Annotated in this window: 21 protein-coding genes; 6 read left to right on the top strand and 15 right to left on the bottom strand. The window is 61.7% G+C overall.

The window, feature by feature from the left end; genetic code table 11:
• Window positions 1–17 precede the first annotated feature (17 nt).
• From FHX11_RS02555 to FHX11_RS02545, 3 genes are all read left to right on the top strand, one after another.
• The gene (locus FHX11_RS02555; RefSeq protein WP_184354730.1) at window positions 18–983 is read left to right on the top strand and encodes a zinc ABC transporter substrate-binding protein; all 966 of its coding nucleotides are present in this window, start codon (window positions 18–20) and stop codon (window positions 981–983) included.
• 92 nt (window positions 984–1,075) lie between these two features.
• Window positions 1,076–2,281: a zinc metallochaperone GTPase ZigA gene (gene zigA, locus FHX11_RS02550; protein WP_184354728.1), complete on the top strand. Its 1,206-nt coding sequence runs from the start codon at window positions 1,076–1,078 to the stop codon at window positions 2,279–2,281.
• The gene (locus tag FHX11_RS02545; protein WP_184354726.1) at window positions 2,278–2,478 is read left to right on the top strand and encodes a hypothetical protein; all 201 of its coding nucleotides are present in this window, start codon (window positions 2,278–2,280) and stop codon (window positions 2,476–2,478) included. The genes zigA and FHX11_RS02545 overlap by 4 nt, the downstream gene beginning before the upstream one ends.
• On the opposite strand, the gene FHX11_RS02540 is transcribed toward FHX11_RS02545, so the two are convergent.
• The 14 genes from FHX11_RS02540 to FHX11_RS02475 all read right to left on the bottom strand — a co-directional run bounded on the left by FHX11_RS02540 (window position 2,479) and on the right by FHX11_RS02475 (window position 15,716).
• Complete coding sequence (locus tag FHX11_RS02540; protein WP_184354724.1) at window positions 2,479–3,213, bottom strand: PAS domain-containing protein; 735 nt, start codon at window positions 3,211–3,213, stop codon at window positions 2,479–2,481.
• Between the two features lie 270 nt (window positions 3,214–3,483).
• Window positions 3,484–4,416: a lipid A biosynthesis lauroyl acyltransferase gene (locus FHX11_RS02535; RefSeq protein WP_184354722.1), complete on the bottom strand. Its 933-nt coding sequence runs from the start codon at window positions 4,414–4,416 to the stop codon at window positions 3,484–3,486.
• Between the two features lie 5 nt (window positions 4,417–4,421).
• Window positions 4,422–5,450: a zinc-binding dehydrogenase gene (locus FHX11_RS02530; protein ID WP_092716154.1), complete on the bottom strand. Its 1,029-nt coding sequence runs from the start codon at window positions 5,448–5,450 to the stop codon at window positions 4,422–4,424.
• A 55-nt stretch (window positions 5,451–5,505) separates the two neighbouring features.
• The gene (locus FHX11_RS02525) at window positions 5,506–6,792 is read right to left on the bottom strand and encodes a beta-ketoacyl-ACP synthase (RefSeq protein WP_184354720.1); all 1,287 of its coding nucleotides are present in this window, start codon (window positions 6,790–6,792) and stop codon (window positions 5,506–5,508) included.
• Window positions 6,793–6,804: 12 nt separating this feature from the next.
• Entirely contained in the window at window positions 6,805–8,010 is a 1,206-nt protein-coding gene (locus FHX11_RS02520) for a beta-ketoacyl-ACP synthase (protein WP_184354718.1), read from the bottom strand.
• Window positions 8,011–8,114: 104 nt separating this feature from the next.
• Window positions 8,115–8,588 carry a 3-hydroxyacyl-ACP dehydratase FabZ family protein gene (locus FHX11_RS02515; protein WP_184354716.1) on the bottom strand — a complete coding sequence of 158 codons (474 nt, stop codon included), beginning with the start codon at window positions 8,586–8,588 and terminating at the stop codon, window positions 8,115–8,117.
• A gap of 121 nt (window positions 8,589–8,709) precedes the next feature.
• Window positions 8,710–8,994, bottom strand: a complete 285-nt coding sequence (locus FHX11_RS02510) for an acyl carrier protein (RefSeq protein ID WP_003495848.1) — start codon at window positions 8,992–8,994, stop codon at window positions 8,710–8,712.
• A gap of 212 nt (window positions 8,995–9,206) precedes the next feature.
• Window positions 9,207–9,635, bottom strand: coding sequence for a L,D-transpeptidase (locus tag FHX11_RS02505; protein WP_184354715.1), 429 nt, complete (start codon window positions 9,633–9,635; stop codon window positions 9,207–9,209).
• 122 nt (window positions 9,636–9,757) lie between these two features.
• The gene (cbiB, locus tag FHX11_RS02500) at window positions 9,758–10,738 is read right to left on the bottom strand and encodes an adenosylcobinamide-phosphate synthase CbiB (RefSeq protein WP_184354713.1); all 981 of its coding nucleotides are present in this window, start codon (window positions 10,736–10,738) and stop codon (window positions 9,758–9,760) included.
• Complete coding sequence (gene cobD / locus FHX11_RS02495) at window positions 10,735–11,733, bottom strand: threonine-phosphate decarboxylase CobD (protein WP_184354711.1); 999 nt, start codon at window positions 11,731–11,733, stop codon at window positions 10,735–10,737. Before cobD ends, cbiB begins: the two co-directional genes overlap by 4 nt.
• Window positions 11,730–13,037 (bottom strand): cobyrinate a,c-diamide synthase, encoded by a 1,308-nt coding sequence (locus FHX11_RS02490; protein WP_184354709.1) that lies wholly within the window; start codon window positions 13,035–13,037, stop codon window positions 11,730–11,732. Before FHX11_RS02490 ends, cobD begins: the two co-directional genes overlap by 4 nt.
• Complete coding sequence (cobA, locus tag FHX11_RS02485; protein ID WP_184354707.1) at window positions 13,034–13,882, bottom strand: uroporphyrinogen-III C-methyltransferase; 849 nt, start codon at window positions 13,880–13,882, stop codon at window positions 13,034–13,036. The genes FHX11_RS02490 and cobA overlap by 4 nt, the downstream gene beginning before the upstream one ends.
• Before the next feature lie 306 nt (window positions 13,883–14,188).
• Entirely contained in the window at window positions 14,189–15,148 is a 960-nt protein-coding gene (locus tag FHX11_RS02480) for a nucleoside hydrolase (protein ID WP_184354705.1), read from the bottom strand.
• Between the two features lie 163 nt (window positions 15,149–15,311).
• The gene (locus tag FHX11_RS02475) at window positions 15,312–15,716 is read right to left on the bottom strand and encodes a cobalamin biosynthesis protein (RefSeq protein ID WP_184354703.1); all 405 of its coding nucleotides are present in this window, start codon (window positions 15,714–15,716) and stop codon (window positions 15,312–15,314) included.
• A gap of 155 nt (window positions 15,717–15,871) precedes the next feature.
• Between FHX11_RS02475 and FHX11_RS02470 the strand changes: the two genes are divergently transcribed.
• From FHX11_RS02470 to FHX11_RS02460, 3 genes are all read left to right on the top strand, one after another.
• Window positions 15,872–16,657 carry a TSUP family transporter gene (locus tag FHX11_RS02470; RefSeq protein ID WP_184354701.1) on the top strand — a complete coding sequence of 262 codons (786 nt, stop codon included), beginning with the start codon at window positions 15,872–15,874 and terminating at the stop codon, window positions 16,655–16,657.
• A 99-nt stretch (window positions 16,658–16,756) separates the two neighbouring features.
• Window positions 16,757–17,005: a type II toxin-antitoxin system ParD family antitoxin gene (locus tag FHX11_RS02465; RefSeq protein ID WP_184354699.1), complete on the top strand. Its 249-nt coding sequence runs from the start codon at window positions 16,757–16,759 to the stop codon at window positions 17,003–17,005.
• A complete protein-coding gene (locus tag FHX11_RS02460) occupies window positions 17,002–17,301 on the top strand; it encodes a type II toxin-antitoxin system RelE/ParE family toxin (RefSeq protein WP_184354697.1) in 300 nt (99 codons plus the stop codon). The genes FHX11_RS02465 and FHX11_RS02460 overlap by 4 nt, the downstream gene beginning before the upstream one ends.
• A 64-nt stretch (window positions 17,302–17,365) precedes the next feature.
• Here FHX11_RS02460 and cobO read toward each other — a convergent pair whose 3' ends face one another.
• Entirely contained in the window at window positions 17,366–18,010 is a 645-nt protein-coding gene (gene cobO, locus FHX11_RS02455) for a cob(I)yrinic acid a,c-diamide adenosyltransferase (protein WP_184354695.1), read from the bottom strand.

Genomic DNA, 18,010 nt, shown 5'->3' with positions numbered 1-18,010 from the left:
TTCAAGGGCGATCCTCTATGACCATGGTAAAAACCATCCTCCCCCTCGCCGCCTCGCTGCTGTTCTCCGGACTTTTTTCCGGCACCGCGCTGGCCGCCGATCCTCCAAACGTGGTGGTGTCGATCAAGCCGATCCATTCGCTCGTCGCCGCGATCATGGAGGGCGTCGGTACGCCCGATCTGATCGTCGATGGCGCCGCCTCACCGCACACCTACGCATTGAAGCCTTCGAATGCGCGAGCTCTCCAGGGGGCCAAGGTGGTTTTCTGGGTCGGCCCCGGCATGGAAGCCTTCCTCGAAAAACCGCTATCCGCCCTCGGCGCGAATGCGCTTGTCGTCGAGCTCGACAAGGCGCCCGGCATCGCCAAGCTGAAATTCCGCGAAGGCGGCCCCTTCGAAGCACATGACGATGGCGACGAGCACGCCGAAAGCGCCGGACACGATCACGATGATCATGACCACGGCCATGAGGAATTCGACACGCATCTCTGGCTCGACCCGCACAATGCCAAGGCAATGGCTGCGGAGATCACCACGACATTGGTCGCGGCCGACCCTGCCAATGCCCTGACCTACGAAGCCAACCAAAAGGCGCTGGACGACCGGCTGGATGCGCTCGACGCCGAGATCGTCGCAACCGTCGCCCCGGTCAAAGACAAGCCATTCATCGTCTTCCACGACGCCTATCAATATTTCGAACGCCGCTATGGCGTGCACGTCGCTGGCTCCATCACGGTCAGCCCGGAAACCATTCCCGGCGCGGAACGGGTCTCGGAAATCCACGGCAAGCTCGCAGACCTCGGCGCCACCTGCGTCTTCGCCGAACCGCAATTCGAGCCCAAGCTGGTCAATGTCGTGATCGAGGGCACTTCGGCGAAATCCGGCGTTCTCGATCCGGAAGCGGCGACCCTGCCGCAAGGCCCGGACCTCTATTTCGACCTGATGCGCGGCATCGCCAGTTCCCTGAAGACCTGCCTCTCCTGAGACAGGCGTCATATCGCCGAAAGGAGCGAGCTTTCCGCTCGCTTTTTTCAGATCCCGATATGTGATGATATTACATTACAAAAGAGGTTGTCATGAACAGAAAACTCCCGGTCACCGTCCTCTCCGGCTTTCTCGGCGCCGGCAAGACGACACTGCTCAATCATATCCTCAACAACCGCCAGGGCCTGCGGGTCGCGGTCATCGTCAACGATATGAGCGAGGTGAATATCGATGCCGCGCTGGTGCGCGACGGCGGCGCCAATCTCTCGCGCACACAGGAGCAACTGGTCGAAATGACCAATGGCTGCATCTGCTGCACGCTGCGCGACGACCTCCTGAAGGAGGTGCGCCAGCTCGCCGAACAGGACCGCTTCGACTATTTGCTGATCGAATCCACCGGCATCGCCGAACCGCTGCCGGTCGCCACCACTTTCGAATTCCGCGACGAGGACGGCAACAGCCTTTCCGACATCGCCAAGCTCGATACCATGGTCACCGTCGTCGATGCCGCCAATCTGCTCGCCGACTACGGCTCGACCGATTTCCTCGCCGATCGCGGCGAGACCGCCGGAGACGGCGATAACAGGACCCTTGTGGACCTGCTTGTCGAACAGATCGAATTCGCCGACGTCGTGATCCTCAACAAGGTCGGCGCTGCGAGCGCCGATGAACGTGACGCCGCCCGCAAGATCATCGTCGGCCTCAATCCCGACGCACGGCTGATCGAGACCGATTTCGGCGCGGTGGAGCCGGCGGAGGTGCTGGGGACGGGTCGCTTCGACATCGACCGCGCCGAGACGCATCCGCTCTGGTACAAGGAGCTGCACGGCTTCAGGGATCATGTCCCGGAAACCGAGGAATATGGGATCAGCTCCTTCGTCTATCGCGCGAAGAAACCGTTCGACCCAACGAAATTCCAGGCCTTTCTCAATCGCCCCTGGCCTGGTGTCGTGCGTGCCAAGGGCTTCTTCTGGCTCGCCACCCGTCCGCATTACGTGGGTGAAATGAGCCAGGCTGGCGCGCTGGTCCGCACCGGCAAGATGGGCCTCTGGTGGGCCGCCGTGCCGCAGGAGCAATGGCCCCGCGACCCCGCCTTCAAGCGCGCACTTGCCCCCTATCTCGACCCGATCTGGGGCGATCGCCGCCAGGAACTCGTTTTCATCGGCGCAGCACCGATGGATCGGCAAAGGATCACCGCCGAACTGGACGCCTGTCTGGTCACAGCCGACACATTCACGCCCGAGCGTTGGAGAAACCTGCCCGATCCCTTTGCGAGCTGGAACAGACCGGCAGCATGACGAAGGCAAAAACCATTCGATTTCGCTGCTTCTGCTTCGAATGCGAAACAATAGACGGTAAGGGCGAACCCATTCAGGCCGGCGAAGAGACCAGCTCGCCAGCCCGCGAATACGACGATGAAGAGGGCAACAAAGGAGGCGTCCGCAGGATTGCGGGCGCTATCGAGCGCTTGCTGTTCGGCAGCCGAAATGGCTGATCAGGCCACCAGCATATTCGCCGGCACGACGCTGACCTCATGCACCACCAGCAGTGCACCGATTACCTCGCCTCTTGGCTTGGTGGCGCGCAGTGGCGTCATGCGGCAATGCAGCGGCTTGCCGGCATCCGCCGGGCGTGTAGCCGGGTAGAGGCAATCCACCGTCTCACCGGCAAAGCAGGCATCGAGCTTGCTTCGGAAGCTGGTCTCGAAGCATTCGGCGCCAATGAATTCCGCGAGATGCCGGCCAACGAGCTCGATCGGCTTCGACTTCAGAAAGGAGGAATTGGCCGCATTGCTGTAGAGATAGCGATAGTCGCGCGTGATGACGGCAACGCGATCCGGCAGGCTGTCGAGAATGACATCGTTGAGAACATTGTCCTCGTCGAAGCTCGGCATTTCGCTCTCGTGTTCGCTCTTCTCCGTGGAGAAGGCCATCAACACTTCCGCGGCCGCCTCGCTGGCACCGCCGAAATAGCGGTCGATCAACAAGGACAACGATGCAGAATTACGCAGCACCCGCGAGCGATCGTCCGATTCCTCGCGAATGAGATTGCTCATGAATTGGAGCTGCATGTACATTTCAAGGAGACTACTGGCCTTGTAGGCCATGATCGCCGCAATGAGCGGTTCCAATTCGCGATCCAGAGAACCAACCAGTTCATCATCACCCAGCTTGATCGCACGTTGTATCTGGGCACATTTCGTGGAGAAGGCATGAAAGAGTGCCAGCAAATTGCCCTCCTGCCCTCGCACATGATTGAGCCTCGGGCCTCATTCCCGAAACTGTCATGAACAAGGATATCAGCTTGGTGTCCGCAATCTCACCAAACTTTCTTCGAATGCAAATAACATGACTTACCCTCACTTTCAATGCTGGCGCAGGGAAGTTCACGGGAAAGGCGAATTTTTCGAAAGCACAGGCTTACTCAACACCAAAGGCTCTGCGCCAATGGCGTCAAAACTGCTCCATTGCGGTACAATTGCCTGAATCTCAGCAATATTTCAGAAAACAGTTTTCTTGATATTCCAGCGGTCGTGATACCACAGCCACTGCTCCGGATGCTCCCGGACCCAGCTTTCGACCTTGTCGTTGAGAAGCTGCGCCGTCGCCGGCAAATCCAGATTTCCACGCTCGTCGCGCGGCATCTCAAGCTTCGGCTCTATCTCCAGACGATAGCGATTTCCGGGCAAACGGATGCAGCGAGCCGGGTAAACCTCGCAATTGAACTGCCTTACAAGCTTGGGCAGCAGCGGGTTCGTCTTGACGTCGCGGCCGAAAAACAGCGTCTTCAGCCCCTTGCGAAACTTTTGATCGACCAGCACGCCGACCCCACCGCCATTCTCCAGCTGCCGCGCCAGCGTGAAGGACGATCCCGCATGCGAAGGCACGAGATTACCCATGCGCTTGGCGCGGAAGTCGAAGACCTTCTGTGCCACATAGGGATTGTTCGGCGGCCGAAAAAGCACCGTAACCTTCAGTCCGAACGCCGCACCGGCCACCGGCAACAACTCAAAGTTGCCAGTATGCCCGGTAAAGACGATGAACGGACGGCGATTCTCCCTCAGGTCGAGAAAGATCGGTATGCCGGAGACCTCGACGCGGCCGGGCTCCTCACGCGCTGGATCGAAATCGAATAGCCGGTCGAGGAAGACATATTCCGCCGCCAGCCGTCCCATATTGCCCCAGCTCGCCAGCGCGATCTCGCCGATTTCCGTCTCGCTCTTGTCGGGAAAGGCGTTGCGCAGATTGGTCAGCATCAGTTGATGCCGGCGCGTGCGCGGACCGATCTTCCGGGTCAGCCAGTCGGCGAAATTGATGCCGCCATCGGCTGGAAACAGCTTCAGGAAATTCAGGAATCCGAAGATGACCTGCGCCACCAGCCATTGCTGGAAGTTTCTCAGCGCAAGCACGATCCGGGTAATGAAGAGCTTCACGCCGATCAGTCCATCTTGAGAATGATCTTGCCGAAGATCTGGCGCGATTCCATCCGCTCCAGCGCCCGGTCGATATCGTCGAAGCCGACTTCGGTATCGATGACCGGATGCACCAGGCCCCGCGCCATCTTCTGCATGGCATTGGCCATGTTCTCCATGCGGCAGCCGAAGGAGCCGAGCAGCTTCAGCTGCTGCTGGAACAGCATCATCAGGTTCATCTCGGTGGAGACGCCCGACGTGGAGCCGCAGGTCACGAGACGGCCGCCGCGCTTCATGCACAGCATGGAGCCGGCCCAGGTATCCTTGCCGACATGTTCGAAGACGACGTCGACGCCCTTCTTCTTGGTCAGCTTGCGCACCACGCCCTCAAAACGGTCGGTGCGATAATTGATGACGTGATCGGCGCCGAGTGCCTTCGCCTTCTCGATCTTGTCGTCGGAGCCGACGGTGGTGATGACCGTGCAGCCGATCTTCTTGGCGAGCTGGATGGCGGCCGTACCGATGCCCGAGCCACCGGCATGAACGAGGATCGTCTCGCCCGGCTCCAGCTTGGCATTGTCGAACAGCATGTGCTCCACCGTGCCGAAGGTAACGGGCGCCAGCGCCGCGCCGATGGCATCGACACCGGGAGGAGCCGGAACCAGCAGGCGCGCCGGCAGATTGACCTTCTCCTGCGCGAAACCGTCGAGATGGAAGCCATGCACGCCGCCGACATGTTCGCAGAGATTGTCTCGGCCCTCGCGGCAATGGCGGCAGAGACCGCAGGTGCGCGCGCCATAGATCGACACGAGCTGGCCCGGCAGCACATTGGCGACGCCCGGCCCGATCGCCTCGACGACACCGGCCGCTTCGGCACCGATCACCAGCGGCATCTTGCGCTTGGCAAAGGCCATGCCGCGCCAGCCCCAGACGTCGATGTGGTTGAGAGCGACGGCCTTGACCCGCAAGGTCACTTCACCGGCGCCAGGTGCCTCCGGCTCCGGCAGATCGGTGATCTCCAGTTTGCGGTCGTCGATCAGTTGCAAAGCACGCATGTCAAAAATCCTTCGCCCCTTGGGCGCAGTTATGTCTTGTTCTTCAAAAGCCCGATTAGGCCGGTTCGAGCGCCATGACAAGGCTGGCGTTCTGCCCGCCGAACCCGAAGGAGTTCGAAAGGATGGCATTCACCTGCTTCTCGCGCTTCTCGTTCGGCACGACGTCGAGGATGATCGACGGATCGGGATTGTTGTAGTTGATGGTCGGCGGCAGCGTGCCGGTGAGCATCGTCTGCAGCGAGAACACCGCCTCGACCGCGCCGGCCGCCGTCAGCGTATGGCCGATCATCGACTTGTTCGACGAGACCGGAATGGTCGGCAGCCGCTCGCCGAAGACGGCGGACATGGCACCATATTCCATCTTGTCGTTTTCCGGCGTCGAGGTGCCATGGGCATTGATATAGCCGATATCGGTCTCGGCCATGCCGGCATCGGCAAGCGCTGCCCGGATCGTCGCGATCGCCGGGCCGCCATCGGGCGAAGACCGGGTGCGATGGAAGGAATCGGCCTTGTCGCCGGCGCCCTTCATGATGCCGAGGATCTTCGCGCCGCGGGCAACCGCCGCCTCGAGCGATTCCAGCACCAGCGTCGCAGCGCCTTCAGCGATGACAAAGCCGTCGCGGTCCTTGCTGAAGGGCTTGGAGGCCTTGGTCGGTGGATCGTTCTGGGTCGAAAGAGCCGACAGCAGCGAGAAACGGATCAGGGCCTCGGCACTCAGCGAACCGTCGGTCGCAACCGTCAGCGCCCGGTTTGTGCGGCCCTGGCGGATCGCTTCGATGCCGAGCTGGATCGCGGTGACGCCCGACGCACAGGCCGTCGACAACGTGACCGGCAGGCCGCGCGTGCCGAAACGATCGGCAAGACGCTCGGAGATGGCACCGAACAGGGCCGCCTCATGGAAGGCCGGATCGGGGCGCTGGCGCATGGCGGCCAGGAAGCGCTCATAGGCATCGCCGGCATGATCGGCCGGCGGCGAACGGTCGGCAAGTTCGAAGCGCGCGCTCCACTCCGGCTCGATCGGCGGTGCCGCCAGGAAGAGCGGCGCATTGAAATCGCCGGAAATCCCGGCCTGGGCCAGCGCCTCGATCGTCGTCTCGCGGGCAAAGGCATAGGAGCGCTCGACGGCGTTCGGCGCGGGGATATCGATGAAATCCACGGTGCCGGCAATGCGCGTCGAAAGCCCGTCGGTCGGAAAGCGGGTAATGCCGTGAATACCCGACGTGCCGGAAGACAGCGCGTTCCAATTGTCCTGCAGCCCCTGGCCGAGCGAGGTGATGATGCCCATGCCGGTAACGGCGACGATCGGGCGGCCGAGATGATCCTTGTAGGCGGATGCGGTCATGATCCTAACTCCTCACGCTTCGCCGGACAGGACGGCGACACCCTCGCCGCGCGCATGGCCGACGGTCGTCACGATCGCCTTGCGGGCGCCTGCCTTCATCGGCTTTTCATGGCTGGCGTCGAAAGCCGGCACCTTGGCCTTGTTGGCAACCGCAAGCGCCGCGAAAGCAAGCCCGAGCGGGAACTGGCTTTCCAGCCCATGGCCGGAAACGCCGGCATAGGCGCGAATGGCGGACGCCGGGAGCTGCGCTTCCAGCACGGCCTTTTCTCGTGTTGCCAGATCGGTGATCGCCGTCGTGCCGCAGAAGATCACCGTGTCGTCATCCTGTGTGTCCTTGGCGGGCGCCAGCAGGCGCTCCAGTCGCGCCTCGAACTTGCCGCCATCGCGGCTGCCGCGATCACCTTCGATCGCGTCGATCGTCGCATAGATGCGCGCGCCCCGCGCTTCCGCATAGGCGCGCGATTCCAGCACGAGGAAGGCACCGAGCGAACCCATGATCATGCCGCCGCCGTTTTCCGGCTTGCGGGACCAGAGCGGATGCCAGTCGCCAATCGCATGCGCGTTCACCGATTCGATCAGCAGCATCATGTCCTGCCGCTCGGCCGAAAACGCGCCGCCAACCAAGGCATGGCTCGATTCGCCGGACTTGATACGATGGAACGCGGTTTCGACGGCCGAAATACCGGCGGCCTCCTCGCCCATGAAGGTGCGCGACGAACCCGTCACCTTATGAACGATGGAGATGTTGCCGGCGAGCAGATTGGAGAGCTGGGCGAGGAACAGCGTCGGGCGCAGTTCGGTCGTCAGCTTCTCGTTCAGCAGCAGCTCGCGATCGTTGCGCTTCAGGCCTTCATCGACGATCAACGTATCGACATTGAGATCGCGCTCGCCGCCGCCGGCCGCGACGATCATGTCCATACTGCCGCAGGCCTCAAGATCGTCCTTCAAGCCGGCATCATCAAGCGCCAGACCGGCGGTAAAGACGCCGATGCGCTGCCAGTTTTCCATCTGCCGCTGATCGCCACGCTTCGGAATCTGCTGCGACCAGTCGATTTCCGGCAACGGATGCACCGGATAGGGCTTGAACTTCTCGGTTTCGACGATGGTTGCCGGCGTCTTGTCGGCGGTCAGCAGGGCGACATGCGCGTCCTTGCCGACACCCTGACAGGTGACGATGCCGATACCCGTGATCACCACATCATTCTGAGCCTTGCTCATTCATCAATCCTCTAGAGCAATTCCAGGAAAAGTGCGTAGCGGTTTTCCGTCCGGAATTGCGTCAAAACAACTCTAAGAATGCGGCGCCATGCAAGCCGGTGGCGTCAGCCATTGGCGGCGATAGCGTCGAGGAGCCCGACCTCGCCGGCCCGCTTGCGCACGATGTCGGCGAGCGGCACCTCATTAAACGGCATGGTGCGCAGCTTCAACTGCGCATCGCAGATCTTCTTGCCGGCAATGGTGATCCGCGCCTTGGTCACCGCGAAACCGGAACCGTCATGCTCCAGTTCGGCCTCGATGTCGAGTTCCGCCTCGGGCTCGACGAAGGTGCGCATCTTGGCGCCATCGACCGACATGAGGAACGGCATATAGGCGAAGTTGGTCGCCGCCAGCACCAGCATGCCCGAGGCCTGCGCCATGGTTTCGATCAGGAGAACGCCGGGAACGAGCGGCATGCCGGGAAAATGGCCTTCGAAAACCGGGCTTTTGGCCGGAACGACCGAATGCGCCTTCAAAAGGCCCTTGGACAGATCGACGGATTCGACCCGGTCGATCATCTGGAAATATTCCAGCAGCATGAACGCCTCCGATCCCACCCGCCGATCCATGGCGGTCCGGGCAGGATACGATAGTTAAGAATAAAACCGCCCGGCCGCTATAGTCAGGAGCGGCTGGGCGTCAAAAAAGTGAAGACGTTGCTCAGCCCTTGGCGGCGCGCAGTTCGTCGATCTTGGCGCAGAGATTCTTGAGGACGAAATATTCCTCGGTCGAAACCTTGCCTTCGTTGACTTCCTGGGTCCACTGTTCCAGCGGAATCTTGATGCCGAATTCCTTGTCGATGGCAAAAACGATGTCCAGGAAGTCGAGGCTGTCGATGCCGAGGTCGTCGATCGTGTGGCTCTCTGGAGTGATCGTCTCACGGTCGATTTCGCTTGTCTCAGCGATGATGTCGGCAACTTTGTCGAATGTAGCAGTCACGCCCATACCTCTTGAAATGATAATTCAATCCCCCTCATAGGGAAATCCATTCCAAAAGCCAATGGTTTCCACCGGAGACCCCGGCAATTTGCCGAAGGACTGTTGCGGAAACAGCAACGCGGCTTCTGGCGCGCGATTGCCCGAGACGCCGGCATGCCGCCAAGATACGGCAGCATTGCGGCTGCACCACGCGCTATGAGCATCCCGCCAAACAAAGATCAGTCGGTGATGATGATACGTGTATTCTTGAGCCCGACTTCCGAGGTCATCGAAAAGAAGGTCGCGGCATTGCGCGGCTCCAGGCGCACGCAGCCATGCGATGCCGGCCGCCCCAGGCGCTTCAGCTCATAGGTGCCGTGGATGGCATAGCCGCCGTTGAAGAATACCGCGTAAGGCATCGGCGCATCATCATATTTTTTGGAGCGGTGATCGCGGGACAGCCATTTGGCCGTATAGGAACCGATCGGCGTCACATAGCCCTTGCGCGCGGTCGATACTTTCCAGCGATACTTCAACACGCCGTCTTCGGAAACGGTCATCGTCTGCGAGCGAAGGTCAATTCTGGCGAGAACGCTCTCGGCCTGAGCCGAAGCGACATGAAATTGCAGGCATAGACATACGGATGCGGCTATCACGACCCTTTTCATCTTGTCCCCTTCCATCGTTTGCTTCTTTTCGAAACAATTCCGATGAAGAGGAGACTATTATATATCCGATTATACTAAATTAATACGTATGGCGAACAATTCGTTAACGTGGATGAGGCCTGTCAGAGCAGCAAGAGGAAGGCCAGGAAGGCAAGAAGCGTCAGAACCGAGCAGGCCGAATAGAAGATGGAAATGCCGGTCTCGACATCGTTGACGGTTGCCGTGTCACGTCCGGCACCATTGATCATCGGCTCGCGCACGACCTCGCCGGCATAGACGCGCGGCCCGGCAAGCTGAATATCGAGAGCGCCGGCCATCGCCGCTTCCGGCCTGCCGGAATTGGGTGAACGGTGCAGGCCGCCGTCGCGCACCGCGACGCGGATCGTATTGCCAAGCCCCGACATCCCCTTCTTGACCATCGCACCCACAGCGATCAGCAGGATCGACAGCCGCGCCGCCGGCCAGTTGGCGAGGTCGTCCAGCCGTGCCGAGGCCCAGCCGAAATCGATATAGGCCTCGGTCTTGTGGCCGATCATCGAATCGGCAGTGTTCAGCATCTTGTAGGCAAACAGGCCCGGCAGCCCGAAGACCGCATACCAGAGCGCCGGCGCCACGACGCCGTCGGAAAAATTCTCGGCAAGGCTTTCGATCGCAGCACGGCAGATGCCCGGTTCGTCCAGCGTTTCCGGATCGCGTCCGACAATACGCGACACGGCGCGGCGCGCGCCCTCCAGCCCTTCGCTGCGCAGCGCATTCGACACCTCACCGACATGATCGGCCAGGCTCTTCTGCGCCAGGAATATCGCCACCAGACCAGCCTCGACCAGAATGCCGAACCAGCCGAAGAAGCCGAGCAGCCCATGAATGAGCCAGCCAGCAATAGCGGCACCAAAGAGCAGTGCGGCGATCGACATCACTCCGTTGCGGCGGCGCGTCAGATCCGGCAGATGCCGCGCGTTGAAATGGCGGTCGAAGACGGAGATTGCCTTGCCGAACAGCACGACAGGGTGCGGTAGGCGCTGCCACAGCCATTCCGGATCGCCGATGATGCGATCCAGCAGCAATGCCAGGATGAGGATGAGCAAATGTTCGTCGATCGTCATGTCGAATAGTCCTCTAGCACCCCGGCCAGTCTGCGATCCGCCTCCTCGTCCGGAGCAAGACCGAAACGCAGCCAATCCGGCGCATAATCGAACTTGCGGACAAGAATATGATGGCGGCAGAGATGCGAATATAGGTCGTTTGCACGGCCATCGGCAACGAGGGCGAACAGCCCCGTCCCACCGGCGATATTGAGCTTGGCTCCGCGAAGAACGGCGTCGAGCGCCGCGCGGCGGTCGAGAATGCGGTTTCGGACGGCGGTTGTGTCGCCCGCCATCAGGGACGCCGCCAGCGACAGCGCCGGCCCGGACACCGCCCAGGGACCGAGCCAGTCCTCGAAGCGTGCGAGGATGGACGCTTCCGCGATGACAAAACCGAGGCGCAGACCGGCCAGGCCGAAGAACTTGCCGAAGGAACGGAAGAGGATGAGGTTCGGCATGGAAGACGCATAGGGCGCCAGGCTCGCCTCCGGCTCCATGTCGCCGAATGCCTCGTCGACCACCAGTATCCCGCCATGTGCCCGCTGCCGGTCATGCAATTCCCGCAGGCGATCGACGGTCAGCCGGCGGCCGTCGGGATTGTTGGGATTGACCGCAACGATCAGCTCGGTGCCGGCCGCAACCTCGTCGACCCCGGCAACATCCGTTACGGACAGGCCGGCGAGCCTGAAAGCACGCGCATATTCGCCATAGGTCGGCGACAGGATCGCGGCACCGCCGCCGGACACAAGCCGCGGCAGAAGCTGGATCACCGATTGCGTGCCGGGAACCGGCAGCGGCAGGATGGCGCCGCTGCGATAATAGGCGCGCGCCGCCTCTCTCGCCCGATCCGCCAGATGCTGATCCGGCAGACGATGCCAGGCTGAAACGGGAATGTCTGGCACGGCAACGGGATTGGGATTGATGCCCGTCGACAGATCGAGCCAATCCTCGGGCCGACCGCCATGGAGCCGCGCCGCCGCGGTGATCCCGCCGCCATGCACGATCCTGCCCGTCACGCCGCGTCACCGGCAAGATCGATCAGGTGCATGTAGGACCCGGCGACGTTGCCGCGCCGCAGACCAGCCTCACCCAAATCGGTTCCGAGCGCATCCGTGACCGAAAACAGCCGGTCCGCCGCCCCTTCCGAGACGATGGTCGAATAATGAAACTCATGCGCGGTCATCGGCCCGGTGAAGAAGGAGCCGGCGAGCGGCATCACCCGCCGGTAGCCGAGATGGCGCTGGCGCTTCTCATAGCTGGTGACGACGGGAAGCAGACCAAGCATGCCATGGCGGGCGCCGCCCGCATCCACCAGACCCTCGCCCAGCACCATATAGCCGCCGCATTCGCCATAGATCCGCGCACCCCGTGCGGCCGCAGCCTTGATTCCCTCGTGAAAACGCCCCGCCGCCGCGAGCTTGCCCGCATGCAGCTCGGGATAGCCACCCGGCAGATAGATGGCATCCGCATCGTCAGCCGGAGCCTCATCGGCAAGCGGCGAGAAAAACGAAATCTCGGCCCCGCGCCGACGCCAGCCGAGCAGCATGTGCTCGTAGCAGAAGGCGAAAGCGATGTCGCGGGCCACTGCGATGCGCTGCCCGAACGGCATCAGCCGCGCGATATTGGCGACCGAGGGCCGAACGACATTCTGTTGCGCGGCGCGCAGTAGCAGCCCGAAATCGCAGGCCTCGGACAGCGTTTCCGCCGCGTGCTCGATAAAGCTTTCCAGACCCGTATGTTCGCCGGCCTGCACCAGGCCGAGATGCCGCTCCGGCAAAGTCAGCCCCTTGTCTGCACGGATGACGGCGACGACGGGGATGCGCACGGCCTCCAGCGCCTGCCGCAGCATCGCTTCGTGCCGGTCGCTGCCGACCTTGTTGAGGATCACGCCGGCAATGCGGACATCGGCACGGAAATTGGCATAGCCGCTGACCAGGGCGGCAACCGATTGCGACATGCGTGAGGCATCGACCACCAGCACCACGGAAAGGCTGAGAAAGGCGGCAAGATCGGCCGGCGTGCCGGAACCATCGGCCGCACCGTCGAACAGGCCCATCATGGCTTCGATGATCAGCATGCGGCCGCCGGAGCGATGCAGCGCCGAATTGGCGGAGATCAGCTCGCGACGCATGGCCCAGGGATCGAAATTGAGGCAGGCGGAACCGCTTGCGGCAGCAAGAAAGGCGGGATCGATATAATCGGGTCCGGCCTTGCCGGGCGCGATCGCAACGCCCCTCTTTCGCAGCGCCCTCAGCAATCCAAGCGTGATCGTCGTCTTGCCCGAGCCGGAAGCAGGCGCGGCGATCAATAGGCCGCTCATGCCGGCACCTTGTGGCCGAGGCCGGTCCTTATGTCCGCTGCGGGCACGAGCGTACGGCCGGAAAGAGCGCCGAGCCAATCGAGCGAGGGACGCAGCCGCACGACATCGCCGACCACGACGATCGCCGGCGGCTCCAGGCCGGAGGCGGCGACATCCGCCTCGGCGCGGCCGAGCGTCGTTTCCAGCACCTGCTGCGCCGAAGTCGCGGCATTGCAGACGAAGGCAACCGGCTCGTCGGCGGAACGGCCGGCGGCGATGAGATTGGTGCTGATCTGGGCGATATGCTTCATCGCCATATACATGACGATGACGGGCGAGCCCCTGCCGATCGCCTCCCAATTGATCGCATCCGGCACCAGGCCGGAGGAATCATGGCCAGTCAGGAAGGTGACGGCATGATTGACGTCCCGATGGGTGACCGGAATGCCGGCATAGGCAAGACCGCCGATACCGGCGGTAATGCCCGGCACGATGCGGAAGGGGATGCCGTGCTCCACCAGCATCAGCGCTTCCTCGCCGCCCCGCCCGAAGACGAAGGGATCGCCGCCCTTGAGCCGCAGCACGCGCTTTCCCGCCCGTGCCAACTCGACCAGGCGTAGCGAAATATCCCGCTGCCTGGCGGACGGCTTTCCGCCACGCTTGCCGGCATATTCGAGTATCGCGCCGGGGCGGGCGAGCTTCAGGCAATCTTCGTTGACGAGAGCGTCGTGCACGATGATATCCGCTTCGGCCAGTCCCTTGGCCGCCAACAGGGTCAGCAAACCGGGATCGCCGGGGCCCGCGCCAACAAGCCAGACGGAGCCCGGCTCCAGCGCCGGCAGATTGGAAAATGCGGTATCGTTCATGCCATCTGTCCTATGCCCCGACGGCTAAAATTGCAATCTTGAGAACGGGATGAGCCGGCCGCGGCCCACCTCTTGTCCGATCATCGAATGATAGGCCAGACCAAGCCCGCGCGGCAGCGGCGCTACGCTAAAAACTTTCCCGAAGGCGACCCGGAACGCCCGAGGAAAAGCTGAATCATCACATCAAGCGCCTGACTCAAATTATCAAATCTCGCAGCATAAACATCTGAGAACATTACGAAACAGACGCCAACCCGCGACGGGCGGATCGGGAGAGAGCGAAATCTCCGCCCTCTCCCGTCGATGTCAGCGCTTTGCCTGACCGAGAATCGCGTCACGGATCAGGTCGATGACGGCCTGCGAGCGGATACCGGTGCACACCGTTTGGCTCGGCAGATTGTCCCATTCGTTCGGCGGGAAATGCCGGCCGTCCGGCTTGACGATCGTCTGGCCATCGGCAATGCCGCCGCAGACGACGCGCACCGCGCCCTCGATCGTATCGAAAAGCTCCGGCGCCACGACATAGACGCTGGCGCAGCTGTCATGCACCATCATGCCGTCGTCTACGATGTGCCCGTAGAAATCGATATAGGATTGCGACAGGTCCGACAGCAGCCGAACCGCCGAACCGCCGTCCCTCGCCATATCGGCGAGATAGGAGCGGCTCATCGTCGTCACCGACGTCACGTCCAGGCCGACGACGACAACCTTCCATGGTGCCGTCAGGACGGCATCGGCAGCTTCCGGATCGCCATGGATGTTGGCTTCCGCCACCGGCGTCACATTGCCCGGCACATAAAAATTGCCGCCCATGATGACGACATCCTTGACCAGCCCGGCAATCTCCGGATCGTGCTTCAGCGCCAGGGCCAGATTGGTCATGCGGCCGACGGCGACCAGCCTCACCTCGCCCGGATGGGCGCGCACGGTGTCGATGATGAACTGATAGGCCGGACGCGGATCGGTCGGCAGATCGATCGTCGCCGGCACCTCGATGTCGCCGAGACCGTTTTCGCCATGCACCATGGTCGGCCAGGCCCGCTCCTGCCGGGTGGGGTCGAAAGTGACGCTGGCACCGCGGGCGACCGGGCACGGAATATCCCATTCGCGCTTCAGAAACAGCGCGTTGCGGGTCGTGGTGTCGACGGAGGCATTGCCGAAGACGGTGGTGATGCCGAGAAGATCGATATCCGGATGACGATGCAGGAAGAGCAGCGCCATGGCGTCGTCGACGCCCGGGTCCGTATCGTAGATGACCTTATGCATGATTTTTCCTTACGAACATTCTGACCAAGCGCGACCTCGCCCCAACGGCGCCACACGTCCGAAGATCCCGCTCTGGATTTATGGGAATACATGAGAAATATCGCCGGCGAAATGCCCCACGCATGCCCCACATGACGATTGTTCGATGGGGGAGATTCGATGCTCAGCCGATCCTGGCGATCGCGGCCGTGGCAAAACTGGATTTGATTTTCGGAAGCACGAGCGCCGCATCGGGACCGGCCGCGGCCAAGGCCGCCGCTTCGGCAACGCCATGGCAGCCGACACGGGCAAAGACGAGGTCCGACGGGTTCTTGAGGCGCGGCGTCTCGCGCTCAAGTGCGGCGACGTTGAAGCAGCGCAGCGGCAGGCGGAAATGGGTGGCCACCTCGAGCATTGCCGGTTCGTTCATCCGCGTATCGATCGAAACGACCGCCAGAAGCTGACCAGCCTCGATGCCCGCCTCCTGCAACGCCCTTTCGGCGAGCTGGCGCACATCGTTCCAGTCGGTGCCACGTTCGCAACCGAGACCCAGAACATAGCGGCGGGGGGAATCGGCATAGGTCGTCATGTTCACTCCCTGGCGACGGCGATGGTCACACATGTACCCACCCATCCCTCACCCGTCAAATTCGCCCTGTGTGTCTTGACGGCAATTGTCTTGTCACCTCAGGGATGCAAGAAGGCGCCTCGATTTCATGCCTTCGAATTCCCGAGTCCCCCGCCTTGCACGACATTACCCTTCATCTGCTGCTTCTGCTTTTCCTCGCCGCCCTGTTTGCCGGCTTCGTCGATTCGATCGCCGGCGGCGGCGGATTGATCACCGTGCCGGCCATGCTGCTGGCCGGCATTCCGCCGCTGCAGACGCTCGGCACCAACAAGGTGCAGTCGATCTGCGGCGCGGCCTCCGCCACCATTGCCTATGCCCGGCAGGGCCATGTGCACCTGCGCGAGCAACTGCCAATGGCATTGATGGCGATGATCGGCGGCATGCTGGGCGCGGCGCTGGCGACGATCATGCCGGGCGACGTGCTGCGGATCATCCTGCCCTTCCTCCTGATCGCGATTGCGCTCTATTTCGCCTTCAAGCCCAATCTCAACGATGTTGAAAAGCATCGTCGCATGACCGCCGGCCTCTTCGGCATCACCCTGGTGCCGCTCATCGGCTTCTACGACGGCGCCTTCGGGCCTGGAACGGGCTCTTTCCTGATGCTGGCCTTCGTGACACTCGCCGGATTCGGCCTGCTGAAGGCGACGGCGCACACCAAGCTGCTGAATTTCGGCTCCAACCTCGGCGGACTGATCGTCTTCAGCGTCTCCGGCGCCATCCTCTGGAAAGTCGGCCTCATCATGGGCTTCGGTCAGTTTCTCGGCGCGCAAATCGGTTCGCGCCTCGCCATGCGCATCGGCGCGAGACTGATCAAGCCGCTGCTGGTCATCGTCTGCATCGCTTTCGCGGTCAAGCTGCTGGCGGATCCCAGCAATCCCGTCCGTGTGTGGCTGGGGATCTGATATCATCCGGCCAAAAAAGCTGAGATCCGCTGCAACGCTTCTATTTCCCCGCAACCCAGACTATATTCATATTTATTCTAAATGAATATCGAGGATGCCATGGCAACGACCAGCCTCAGTCTCGGCGAGCATTGGGAAAGCTTCATCCGCGAGCAGATCTCCAGCGGACGCTACGGCTCCGCCAGTGAGGTCGTGCGAGACGCCCTGCGCGGTATGGAAGAACGGATGGAACGATTGGCCGCACTGCGCGCGCATCTCGCGGAGGGAGCAGCCCAAGCGGAAAGAGGCGAATTCGTCGATGACTTCTCTATCGACTCCCTGATCGGAGAACTCGACAACGGACAATGAAGCGTCGCTACCGTTTGACCCTTCGCGCCAAGCAGGATCTCGCTGGTATTGGCCGCTATACGGAATCGACGCGGGGCAAAGCCAAGCGCAACGAGTACCTCCGCAGACTCGATCAGCGATGCGCATTTCTTGCCGAAAATCCGAAATTGGGCAGGAATCGAAGCGATATTCGCGCAGGCTACTACTGCTTTCCCGAAGGCCAACATCTGATTTTCTATCTGATCGCAGCAGACGAAATTCATATCATCGGCATCCCGCATCAAAGCATGGGCATCGGCAAGTTTTTCAATAGCTGACCCAACGCGAACACTTCGGTCTAATTCCAGCCATCGCAGACCGAAGCGCCGGCCGTTCCTCCCACTAAAACTCGACTCCCGCCTGCCCCTTGATGCCGGAACGGAACGGATGCTTGATCAGCTCCATTTCGGTGACCAGATCGGCGATCTCGATCAGCTCATCCTTGGCGTTGCGACCGGTCAGCACGACATGGGTCATGTAGGGCTTCTCGGTCTTCAGGAATTCCAGAACCTCGTTGATATCGAGATAATCGTAGCGCAGGGCGATATTGATCTCGTCCAGCAAGACCATGGAGTTGCGCTCGTCGCGGATCAACTCCTTGGCTTTCTCCCAGGCGGCCGTCGCCGCTGCCACATCGCGGGCGCGATCCTGCGTTTCCCAGGTAAAACCCTCGCCCATCGTGTGGAACTGGCAGATATCGGAGAAATGCGTCTCGATCAGATCCCGCTCGCCGGTCCACATCGCCCCCTTGATGAACTGCACGACGGCGCAGGGCTTCTTATGGGCGATATGGCGGAAGATCATGCCGAAGGCCGAAGACGACTTGCCCTTGCCCTTGCCGGTATGGACGATGATCAGCCCCTTCTCATCGGTCTTCGTCGCCATGATCTTGTCGCGGGCGACCTTCTTCTTGGCCATCTTTTCGGAGTGGCGGGCATCGTCGCTCTTTGGCGCCTCGCTCCCCGTTTCGACCGTTTCTTCGCTCAT

It is taken from the genome of Rhizobium sp. BK602, assembly GCF_014195095.1.
Lineage (GTDB): Bacteria > Pseudomonadota > Alphaproteobacteria > Rhizobiales > Rhizobiaceae > Rhizobium.
This window is presented reverse-complemented; position numbering and strand designations above follow the sequence as displayed.

What these genes read in the sequence shown, in the direction of transcription:
- cobA (WP_184354707.1), bottom strand. Translation starts at nt 13,882, where the DNA reads ATGAACGATACCGCATTTTCCAATCTGCCGGCGCTGGAGCCGGGCTCC.
- FHX11_RS02490 (WP_184354709.1), bottom strand. Translation starts at nt 13,037, where the DNA reads ATGAGCGGCCTATTGATCGCCGCGCCTGCTTCCGGCTCGGGCAAGACG.
- FHX11_RS02545 (WP_184354726.1), top strand. Translation starts at nt 2,278, where the DNA reads ATGACGAAGGCAAAAACCATTCGATTTCGCTGCTTCTGCTTCGAATGC.
- FHX11_RS02525 (WP_184354720.1), bottom strand. Translation starts at nt 6,792, where the DNA reads ATGACCGCATCCGCCTACAAGGATCATCTCGGCCGCCCGATCGTCGCC.
- FHX11_RS02475 (WP_184354703.1), bottom strand. Translation starts at nt 15,716, where the DNA reads ATGACGACCTATGCCGATTCCCCCCGCCGCTATGTTCTGGGTCTCGGT.
- FHX11_RS02555 (WP_184354730.1), top strand. Translation starts at nt 18, where the DNA reads ATGACCATGGTAAAAACCATCCTCCCCCTCGCCGCCTCGCTGCTGTTC.
- FHX11_RS02480 (WP_184354705.1), bottom strand. Translation starts at nt 15,148, where the DNA reads ATGCATAAGGTCATCTACGATACGGACCCGGGCGTCGACGACGCCATG.
- FHX11_RS02520 (WP_184354718.1), bottom strand. Translation starts at nt 8,010, where the DNA reads ATGAGCAAGGCTCAGAATGATGTGGTGATCACGGGTATCGGCATCGTC.
- FHX11_RS02510 (WP_003495848.1), bottom strand. Translation starts at nt 8,994, where the DNA reads ATGGGCGTGACTGCTACATTCGACAAAGTTGCCGACATCATCGCTGAG.
- cbiB (WP_184354713.1), bottom strand. Translation starts at nt 10,738, where the DNA reads ATGACGATCGACGAACATTTGCTCATCCTCATCCTGGCATTGCTGCTG.
- FHX11_RS02505 (WP_184354715.1), bottom strand. Translation starts at nt 9,635, where the DNA reads ATGAAAAGGGTCGTGATAGCCGCATCCGTATGTCTATGCCTGCAATTT.
- zigA (WP_184354728.1), top strand. Translation starts at nt 1,076, where the DNA reads ATGAACAGAAAACTCCCGGTCACCGTCCTCTCCGGCTTTCTCGGCGCC.
- FHX11_RS02515 (WP_184354716.1), bottom strand. Translation starts at nt 8,588, where the DNA reads ATGCTGCTGGAATATTTCCAGATGATCGACCGGGTCGAATCCGTCGAT.
- FHX11_RS02460 (WP_184354697.1), top strand. Translation starts at nt 17,002, where the DNA reads ATGAAGCGTCGCTACCGTTTGACCCTTCGCGCCAAGCAGGATCTCGCT.
- cobO (WP_184354695.1), bottom strand. Translation starts at nt 18,010, where the DNA reads ATGAGCGAAGAAACGGTCGAAACGGGGAGCGAGGCGCCAAAGAGCGAC.
- FHX11_RS02465 (WP_184354699.1), top strand. Translation starts at nt 16,757, where the DNA reads ATGGCAACGACCAGCCTCAGTCTCGGCGAGCATTGGGAAAGCTTCATC.
- FHX11_RS02530 (WP_092716154.1), bottom strand. Translation starts at nt 5,450, where the DNA reads ATGCGTGCTTTGCAACTGATCGACGACCGCAAACTGGAGATCACCGAT.